This window comes from Acinetobacter terrae (genome assembly GCF_013004375.1).
Taxonomy (GTDB): domain Bacteria; phylum Pseudomonadota; class Gammaproteobacteria; order Pseudomonadales; family Moraxellaceae; genus Acinetobacter; species Acinetobacter terrae.
In genome coordinates this window covers 171,310-179,978 of the sequence record NZ_JABERI010000012.1, presented here as the reverse complement: position 1 = coordinate 179,978, position 8,669 = coordinate 171,310, and the positions used below count along the sequence as shown (strand labels likewise).

The 8,669-nt window shown below is 40.5% G+C and carries 10 protein-coding genes; 2 read left to right on the top strand and 8 right to left on the bottom strand.

Annotation, left to right across the window (positions count from 1 at the left end; all coding sequences use genetic code 11):
• Both HLH14_RS07110 and HLH14_RS07105 read right to left on the bottom strand, forming a co-directional pair.
• On the bottom strand, nucleotides 1-446 hold a 446-nt coding region (locus tag HLH14_RS07110), incomplete at its 3' end, for an electron transfer flavoprotein subunit beta/FixA family protein (protein WP_171532800.1).
• Between the two features lie 499 nt (nucleotides 447-945).
• Nucleotides 946-1,551, bottom strand: a complete 606-nt coding sequence (locus HLH14_RS07105; RefSeq protein WP_067724854.1) for a LysE family translocator — start codon at nucleotides 1,549-1,551, stop codon at nucleotides 946-948.
• Between the two features lie 114 nt (nucleotides 1,552-1,665).
• Between HLH14_RS07105 and HLH14_RS07100 the strand changes: the two genes are divergently transcribed.
• Complete coding sequence (locus tag HLH14_RS07100; RefSeq protein ID WP_067724851.1) at nucleotides 1,666-2,160, top strand: Lrp/AsnC family transcriptional regulator; 495 nt, start codon at nucleotides 1,666-1,668, stop codon at nucleotides 2,158-2,160.
• A 9-nt stretch (nucleotides 2,161-2,169) separates the two neighbouring features.
• Nucleotides 2,170-2,730, top strand: coding sequence for a GNAT family N-acetyltransferase (locus HLH14_RS07095; protein WP_235940471.1), 561 nt, complete (start codon nucleotides 2,170-2,172; stop codon nucleotides 2,728-2,730).
• Here HLH14_RS07095 and HLH14_RS07090 read toward each other — a convergent pair.
• The 6 genes from HLH14_RS07090 to HLH14_RS07065 form a co-directional block, all read right to left on the bottom strand.
• Nucleotides 2,727-3,098 (bottom strand): hypothetical protein, encoded by a 372-nt coding sequence (locus tag HLH14_RS07090; RefSeq protein WP_067724847.1) that lies wholly within the window; start codon nucleotides 3,096-3,098, stop codon nucleotides 2,727-2,729. The genes HLH14_RS07095 and HLH14_RS07090 overlap by 4 nt on opposite strands.
• Nucleotides 3,099-3,373: 275 nt before the next feature.
• Nucleotides 3,374-4,270, bottom strand: coding sequence for a site-specific tyrosine recombinase/integron integrase (gene xerA, locus HLH14_RS07085; RefSeq protein WP_165493729.1), 897 nt, complete (start codon nucleotides 4,268-4,270; stop codon nucleotides 3,374-3,376).
• Nucleotides 4,271-4,523: 253 nt separating this feature from the next.
• Nucleotides 4,524-5,369, bottom strand: a complete 846-nt coding sequence (dapF, locus tag HLH14_RS07080; protein ID WP_067724842.1) for a diaminopimelate epimerase — start codon at nucleotides 5,367-5,369, stop codon at nucleotides 4,524-4,526.
• A 6-nt stretch (nucleotides 5,370-5,375) separates the two neighbouring features.
• A complete protein-coding gene (lysA, locus tag HLH14_RS07075; protein ID WP_067724841.1) occupies nucleotides 5,376-6,626 on the bottom strand; it encodes a diaminopimelate decarboxylase in 1,251 nt (416 codons plus the stop codon).
• A gap of 38 nt (nucleotides 6,627-6,664) precedes the next feature.
• On the bottom strand, nucleotides 6,665-6,892 hold the full coding sequence (gene lptM / locus HLH14_RS07070) for an LPS translocon maturation chaperone LptM (RefSeq protein ID WP_067724839.1): 228 nt from the start codon (nucleotides 6,890-6,892) through the stop codon (nucleotides 6,665-6,667).
• Nucleotides 6,893-7,025: 133 nt separating this feature from the next.
• Nucleotides 7,026-8,429, bottom strand: coding sequence for an amino acid permease (locus HLH14_RS07065; protein ID WP_067724838.1), 1,404 nt, complete (start codon nucleotides 8,427-8,429; stop codon nucleotides 7,026-7,028).
• Nucleotides 8,430-8,669 lie beyond the last annotated feature (240 nt).

Here is an 8,669-nt window from a genome sequence, read left to right as displayed (position 1 = left end):
GCAACATTGACGACAGAAGCAAAGGTACCTTGACCAGCGCCAAGTAAAGCAGCAAGCATCTGACCCACCTGATTCGAGTCGTCATCAATCGCTTGTTTACCTAGAAGGATCAGTTCTGGTTTTTCTTGTTCTACAATGCCTTTCAAGATTTTAGCAACTTCAAGTGCACCAATCTCGTCAGCCGTTTCTACCAGGATACCGCGGTCAGCACCCAGAGCCATAGCAGAACGGATTTGTTCTTGCGCTTCTTTAGGACCGATAGAAACCACAACGATTTCTGAAACTGTTCCTTTTTCTTTTAAACGAACCGCTTCTTCCACTGCGATTTCACAGAATGGGTTGATCGACATTTTAACGTTAGTCAGGTCTACCCCACTATTGTCCGGTTTAACGCGAACTTTAACGTTGGCATCAACCACACGTTTTACAGCAACAAGAGCCTTCATGTAATCCTCGGCTGTTTTAGCAAAAGTAAATGTTGAGAAAAGTTAGAATAACTCTTCACTTAAAAATTTTTAGGTGCCCTATCTTGCAATGTGTATGGCATTTCGGTCAAGTCACAATTATCGAAAGAGCTGTAAAAATGCGTAAATTACTTGAACTAGGCGTTCATATTTTTTTGAAGTGTTTTTATTAAGATGAATTTGCTCAATATTTATTTATTTTTAAACATTGATTTTTATTATGTTTTTATCTAATTAACTTCATCAAAAGTTCTGATTTAACCCTTGTTTTCGATTAATTTTTAGCTCGAACAGCTTAGCCTTCTTGCACAAACGACAAAGTTGTGAACTGTCATTTAAGACAGACAAGAGGTTTTTTCCTGCTATAGCTGTAGCAAAAATGAGCATCTTTTTAGAATAAACTGGTAATAAATTAGTTTTAATTTGAAAATCCAGTTCTACTTAAAAAGCATGTCATGATGACATGCTTTTTATAGGCGTGTTAATGAATGATGAGCCAGGTTGCAGCAAGCATTAATAAACCACCCGAACCGCCATCAATCCATTTTTGTTTACGTTCATCAATCTGGGTTTTTTGGGTGATTTTGGCAAAAATCAGACTTAAACTGCAATACACCACAAAGATCAATCCGATAAAAATAAACGATAAGATCAAACCTTGCGTCACGGTGTCTCCGGCTTTATCGATAAATTGCGGCAAAATTGCAAAGTAAATCAACATGCCTTTTGGGTTCAGTAAAGCTGTAAAAAAGCCTTTTTGAATCGGTTTCGATGTACTTTTGTTTTCAATCGCCAATTTCTTATTGCTAAAAACCGACTTGATTAAACTAAAAGCCAAAAATAATAGATAAGCAATCCCGAGCCAGCGAATGGTTTCAAATAACACCGGGAAAGAAACAATAATGGCTGCAATGCCTAAGGCCACCAACACGGAATGGACTAAATATCCCAGGCAAATCCCGACCGTTGCCATCATGCCTGCTTTTGCATCTTTGCCCATCACTTGTGACAAGATAAACAACATATCTGGCCCAGGTGTAAAAATAAGTGGGATAACCGTTAAGGCAAACAGTGCAAATACAGACATTTCCTTTTCCCTTTCCATGTCTTGAAAGTGGAAATTAGTATCGAATAAATACCACAAAATAGGATTTCAAATTATTCTATAATTATGATTATTTTTCGAATTATATTCTAATTTATGAAGCCATCTTCTAAATCTATTTCAGTAAAGCTGGATCGTACCGATAAAAATATCATTCGTGCACTGCAAAATAATGGGCGCATGCAAAATAATGATCTAGCCCGTGAAATTGGGCTGTCACCCTCTTCCTGTTTGCGTCGGGTGAAATTGCTCGAAGAAGCCGGTGTCATTCAGAATTACACCACCGTGGTGGACCCACAAAAAATTGGCTTACAGCTGATTTTGTTTTCACGCATTTGGTTGGTCGGTCAGGATGCTGAAACGATCGATTGCTTTATTGAAGCGATGAAAGAGCTGCCTCAAGTGATGGAGTGTTATATTATTTTGGGTGAATGTGATGCCATGCTGAAAGTGGTGGTACCCGACCTGGAAAGTTATCGTAAATTTCAGTCCACGCATTTAACCAAGAAAAATGGCATTACCAGTGTCAAAACGGATTTACCCAGTCAAATTATCAAACAGAGTTTCCAACTTCCCCTGGATGATCTTTAGGACAGCATGATGAGTATACAGCTTGAGACATCGCGTTTAATTTTAAGAGCATGGAAAGAGTCTGATCTCAAGCCGTTTTATGCACTGAACTCTAACACTGAAGTGATGCGTTATTTTCCCCATTGTTTAACTCCGGAACAAAGTGATGTGCTAGCGCATAAGTTTCAAAGAATTATCGAAACTCAAGGCTGGGGTTTCTGGGCAGTCGAATTAAAACAAAGTGGGGATTTTATTGGCTTCACAGGATTAAATGCCCAGCCCAGTCAATTTACCTTTTCGCCCTGTACCGAAATCGCTTGGCGACTTGAGCAGAAATATTGGGGCAATGGTTTTGCGATCGAAGCTGCAACTGCTTGTTTAAACTTTGCTTTTGATTCACTCAAGCTAGACCAAGTGGTTGCATTCACTGCAATACAAAACACCAAATCCCAAGCCGTTATGCAACGTTTAGGCATGCAATTTAGAGACTACTTCAATCACCCTGCTTTAGATAACAGTAGTCCCTTGCAAAGACATGTGCTTTATCAAATAGATACTGCCCAATTTAGGCAGACTAAAACAACCCATTAAACATGATAATGTTGTAAAAAATCACGGTGAATATGGCTTAAATCAATTAGATCATATTCTTGAAGATTAAATATCTCCCACACTTCTAAAAAGTCTTGTTTTAAATCAACATCCACCGTAGCAATCGGTCGTTCCTGCCATTGCAAGTCTGAAATCCAGATATAGCCTTGTTGCGTCTCCATATTGACCGCCTGTACTTTACCTTCAGCATTGATGCCTTGAACATGGGTATTTTCTGGTAAAGATGGCTCAATATTGGGCAAACTTATTTCAACAAAATGCTTAACCTGACGCAGACCATAGCCTGCAAAAATCTCTTTTTGCTCAGTATTCAATAAATCATATTTTTCTTGAATATCTGAAATCATTGTTTTCCCTATCATTTTTGACTTCCAAACTTTATGTAACATCCAGTGGAATAACAAATTATTTCATTACTCTGCATTATTCATGCCACCTATTTCATGTTTATAGTTGATTTTTATACCTGATAAATTGGCTTTTTATTATTCTACAATAGTTTAAAACGCCAGCAATATTCTGCAATACTAACGCTAGATTTATTTAAGTTTCATTAATTTATGTTCTTTTGCTTAAAAAATTCAGAATTATATTAAAACAAAATATAGATCTCTTTAGATATTTACTGCGATTTTTTGAGTTGTGCACGCGGATGTGCCTGATCATAAACTTGCGCCAAACGATCAAAATCAACATGGGTATAGATTTGCGTTGTGGTTAAGTTACTGTGCCCCAACATTTCTTGTACAGCACGTAAATCTCCGCTGTTCGACAACATATGACTGGCAAAACAATGACGCAATAAATGCGGATGTAAGTCGACATTTACCCCTGCACGTTGCGCCTGTAATTTAACCCGATTTTCAATTTGTCTTGCTCCGAGTGGATTGCCCTTTTGGGTAATAAATACATTTGCGTCAGGGACAAAGTCACCATTCCATAAAGGATAAACTTGTAGCCACAACATCACCGCATCTTTGGCTTTAGAACCAAAAGGCACCACACGCGTTTTATTGCCTTTACCGGTGATGCGTAACAGTTGCCTATTAAAATCGATATCTTTAATGCGTAAGCCTTGTACTTCTGCCAATCGCAGACCACTAGAATAAAGTAATTCCAAAATCGCTTTATCACGTAACCACATTTGTTGTTCGATGGGTTTTTCAGGTTTGGATTGATCTAAAATTTGATTAATGGTTTCAATATCCACCATCCCTGGCAGCGGCCGAGGTAACCGTTTCAACTGAAAATCATCGGCAGGATTAAAAGCCAGATATTGCCCTTGCTCTGCCCATTTCATAAATTGACGAATGGAAGATAAAAGACGTTGCAGACTGCTAGAGCTCAGTTGCTGCTGTTCAACTTTTTGGGCCAAAAATTCACGTAAATCAGTCGATTCCACATCTGCTAAATTGAGTTTTTTGATTTCACAAAAATTTAAAAAATCCGAAACATCGCGTTCATAGGCCTGCAAAGTATGCTTGGACTGATTTTGAATTTCTCTTTCTTTTAACCACATCAGCAATAAATCAGCAGGAGAACGTATCTGCATCTCTGGATCAATCACGTTTTTTCTCACTGTATTTAATGGGCGCTATCAACGGCGATATATTATTCAGGTTTAACTCGCTTAGATTCAATAATCAAGCACATCACAGGATACGCCCTTTCTTTTCATTATATCTATTTGATTTTTAACTTGCACAATCCATGATTCCACAGCTAAAAAGCACCATCATGATGACAGTGCTTTTTGAGTCAAACCATACGTTTTATTGTTGGTAAAAACTTAAATCGATACGACCTTCATAGACATTTGCTGTTGGACCGGTCATCCAAACCACATCACCTTCACGCCATTCAATTTGCAGCTTACCACCGGCAAGTTCAATTTCTACTGCATTTCCAAGCAAGCCACGGCGCATACCTGAAACCGCAGCTGCACAAGCACCCGTGCCACATGCCAGCGTTTCACCTACACCACGTTCAAATACACGTAAACGCGCATGATTTTCATCAATGATTTGCATAAAGCCTGCATTGACGCGTTGTGGAAAACGCTCATGCGATTCAATTTGAGGCCCCATGCCAGCAACATCTGCGGTAAGCACATCCGGAACAATGGTCACCGCATGCGGATTACCCATGTTCACCACATCAATGATAATGCTTTCATCATTGGCTAAGGCTAAGCTGTATAAGTTTTCAGGCGCATCAGCAAGGAATGGAATCTGATTCGGCAAAAATTTTGGATAGCCCATATTCACTCGAACCCAACCATTTTGACCCAGTTCAGGCTCAACAATACCGGCTTTGGTTTGTACTTTAATTTTGGTTTTCGTGGTCAACTGACGTTCATGCACAAAACGTGCAAAACAGCGTACCCCATTGCCACATTGCTCTACTTCAGAACCATCGGCATTAAAGATACGATATTTAAAATCGACATTTGGAAGGTCTGGCGGTTCAACAATGAGTAGCTGGTCAAAACCAATCCCGAAATGACGATCAGCCAAGCGTTGAATGGTCATGGTATCCAGGTAAGCACGCTGGCTGATCAGATCAACCACCATGAAGTCATTGCCCAGACCATGCATTTTAGTAAATTCTAAAAACATCTCGAATTACTCCTCTGGCAATAAGCGTTCTTTATCCCACAATGATTCGATGCTTTCACGCTCACGAATCAAATGTGCCTGATCACCATTGACCATCACTTCAGCAGCACGACCACGGCTGTTGTAGTTCGAGCTCATCACGAAACCGTATGCACCCGCACCCAATACTGCAAGCACATCATTTTCTTTCAGTGCAAGCTTGCGCTCTTTACCCAAGAAGTCACCAGTTTCACAAATTGCACCCACTACATCCCACTCTTTTGCTTCAACATCGCTACGCGGAGTCACTTCCTGAATATCCATCCACGCTTCGTACAAAGCAGGACGAATCAGGTCATTCATTGCCGCATCAATAATGGCAAAGTTACGGTGATTGGTCGGTTTCAACAAATCAACTTTGGTCAGTAACACACCCGCATTGGCAGAAATGCTACGACCCGGTTCCATATACACTTTTAAACCGAGTTTTTCTAAAGCCGGTTTCAGTGCATTGGCATACTCGACAACAGTTGGTGGAACTTCATCTTTATAAGTCACACCCAAACCACCACCGATATCGATGTGTTTCAGATTGATCCCGAGTTCTTTCAATTTATCAATCATCATGATCACGCGATCAAGCGCATCGACAAAAGGTTGAGTTTCGGTCAATTGCGAACCGATATGACAGTCAATACCGACTACGTCCAGATTCGGCAAAGAGGCTGCATATTGATAGGTTTCAAATACGCTGTCCGATGGAATGCCGAATTTATTTTCTTTTAAGCCGGTAGAAATATAAGGATGGGTTTTGGCATCCACATCTGGGTTTACACGTAAAGAAATCGGGGCCTTTTTGCCAAGCTCGGCTGCTACTTTTTGAATGCGATCCAGTTCGGCATAGGATTCAACATTGAAGCAGGCAATCCCAACTTCCAGCGCTTTTTTAATGTCTGCTTCCGATTTACCTAAACCAGAGAACACAATTTTAGCTGCATCACCGCCCGCTTTCAGTACACGTGCAAGCTCGCCGCCAGTGACAATATCAAAACCTGCACCCAGCTTCGCCAGCACATTCAATACCGCAATATTAGAGTTCGACTTTACCGCAAAACAAATTTGATGATCGATAAAGCTAAATGCACGATCCATATCGAGATAATGCTTTTCAAAAGTGGCTTTTGAATAAACATAAAGTGGCGTGCCAAATTGCTGCGCAAGTTGTTGCAACGAACATTGCTCTGCGTGCAGAACCCCATTAATGCGGGTAAAACTCATGAAGGTATCCTTTCTATGAAAGCGTTAGCAGTTAAAAGCTAAGGGGTTGAAGGCTGATTAGACTCAGTAGGTGCTACAAGCGGTTTCTGTTCAGACGCTTCTTTCTGTTCAGACTGCTGTTTTGAATCGACATTGGGATATAACAAATATTTCGAACGCTTGTCGTAATTCTGATCACTCGGTAACTGTAAAGCTCCAGACTGACCACAACCGACCAAGGCAAAACCTGTTGCCAATAAACTGATGTAGCAAATGACAAGACGCATCTGACCACCTATCCTATGTTTTCGAAGAAGTATAACTCGATCACCGCCGTGACCAAAGTGCTAAACGCTAGAGATTATCGCTAGTTAAAAAAAAACGCCAGTTTGAAACTGGCGTTTTTCACAAACAAGTGGCTTATTTATGTTTCGGTTTGTAGAAACCAAAGTAACCAATAATCAAAATAATGAACCAGATTGGGCTCACCATTAAGGCACGCATAGTATCTGCTTCTAAAGACAACACGTAAATCATGCCAATAAAGAAGATGATCACCACCCAGCAGGTAAACAATCCACCCGGTAATTTAAAGGTTGATTTGGCATGCAGTTCTGGACGAGTTTTATAGTAAACAATATAACTCCAGATAATCATCAACCAGACACAGATGAACAAGATGGTTGAAAGCGTGGTTGCCAAAGTAAAGGCTTCAACGGTGTTGGGTACAAAGTACTGCAGTGCAGCACCCAGCAATAAACAAATCGCAGAAAAATATAAGGCATTCGCAGGAACAGCACGCTTATTCAAATGTCCAAATGCTTTTGGACCTTGTTCTTCACGTGAAAGACCGAACAGCATACGGCTGGTCGAGAATACCCCACTGTTCATTGATGACATGACTGATGATAACACCACCAGATTCATGATAATCGCGGCTGCTGCAATACCTGCTTGGCTAAACAAGTTTACAAATGGACTAATCGTTGGATCAATTTTATTCCATGGCGTTACCGACATAACAATAACCAATGCCAATACGTAGAAAATGATGATACGAATCGGAATCGAGTTGACCGCTTTAGGCAAGTTACGCTCTGGATCTTTGGTTTCAGCTGCAGTCGTACCGACCAGCTCTACACCGACAAAGGCGAAGATCGCAATCTGGAAGCCTGCCAGAAAGCCAGTTACCCCGGTAGGGAATATTCCGCCATGTGACCAAAGATGGGTAAATGAAGCTATCTCACCTACGGTAGAGGTAAATCCGGTAAAGATCATCCATAAACCGGCAGCAATCAGCACCACAATCGCGATAATCTTGATTAAGGCAAACCAGAACTCTAATTCACCAAATAATCTTACCGTGACCAGATTCAAACCCATAATAAAGACAATGGCCGCGATACTGATCATGACCCCTTCGCCAGGCGTAAACGGCAGCCCTCCGTTAAAGAATTGCAGGTAATAAATAATCGCGGATAAATCAGCAATACCAATCGTGATCCAGCATAGCCAATAGGTCCAGCCAACAAAATAGCCCGCCCAAGGACCGATTAAATCTGTCGCAAAATCGATAAAAGACTTGTATTGCAGGTTAGACAGTAACAATTCGCCAAGCGCACGCATGACCAAAAAAACCATAAAACCAATAATCATATAAATAATCAGAATTGAAGGTCCGGCCAGGCTGATGGTTTTACCCGAACCCATGAATAAACCTGTACCAATTGCCCCGCCAATCGCAATAAGTTGCAAATGCCGATTCGATAAACTTCGCTGCAGTTCACCCTGTGCAGCAGATGAACTCGGGTTTTCATTTGACATTGTTATTTTCGTCTCTCAAATTTCGTGTGATAAAAGTAGCTCAAATTAAAAAAATAAATAAAGTTTTTTGAGCGATTATTTAATATTTTTCAAGCCTAAGTGTGTCTCTGTTGCTTTTTCATTCAAATTCAGTCCCTTTTGTATTGCTTTGTGCATTTCCCTTAAATTTAGCAGTTTACGTGCCAACATATAGATTGGCGAGATTTTATGCAAAAAATTGTATTTCCATACAGCTATTGC

Coding starts and splice junctions, on each gene's coding strand:
- HLH14_RS07105 (WP_067724854.1), bottom strand. CDS start 1,551: ATGTCTGTATTTGCACTGTTTGCCTTAACGGTTATCCCACTTATTTTT.
- HLH14_RS07100 (WP_067724851.1), top strand. CDS start 1,666: ATGAAGCCATCTTCTAAATCTATTTCAGTAAAGCTGGATCGTACCGAT.
- HLH14_RS07095 (WP_235940471.1), top strand. CDS start 2,170: ATGAGTATACAGCTTGAGACATCGCGTTTAATTTTAAGAGCATGGAAA.
- HLH14_RS07090 (WP_067724847.1), bottom strand. CDS start 3,098: ATGATTTCAGATATTCAAGAAAAATATGATTTATTGAATACTGAGCAA.
- xerA (WP_165493729.1), bottom strand. CDS start 4,270: ATGTGGTTAAAAGAAAGAGAAATTCAAAATCAGTCCAAGCATACTTTG.
- dapF (WP_067724842.1), bottom strand. CDS start 5,369: ATGTTTTTAGAATTTACTAAAATGCATGGTCTGGGCAATGACTTCATG.
- lysA (WP_067724841.1), bottom strand. CDS start 6,626: ATGAGTTTTACCCGCATTAATGGGGTTCTGCACGCAGAGCAATGTTCG.
- lptM (WP_067724839.1), bottom strand. CDS start 6,892: ATGCGTCTTGTCATTTGCTACATCAGTTTATTGGCAACAGGTTTTGCC.
- HLH14_RS07065 (WP_067724838.1), bottom strand. CDS start 8,429: ATGTCAAATGAAAACCCGAGTTCATCTGCTGCACAGGGTGAACTGCAG.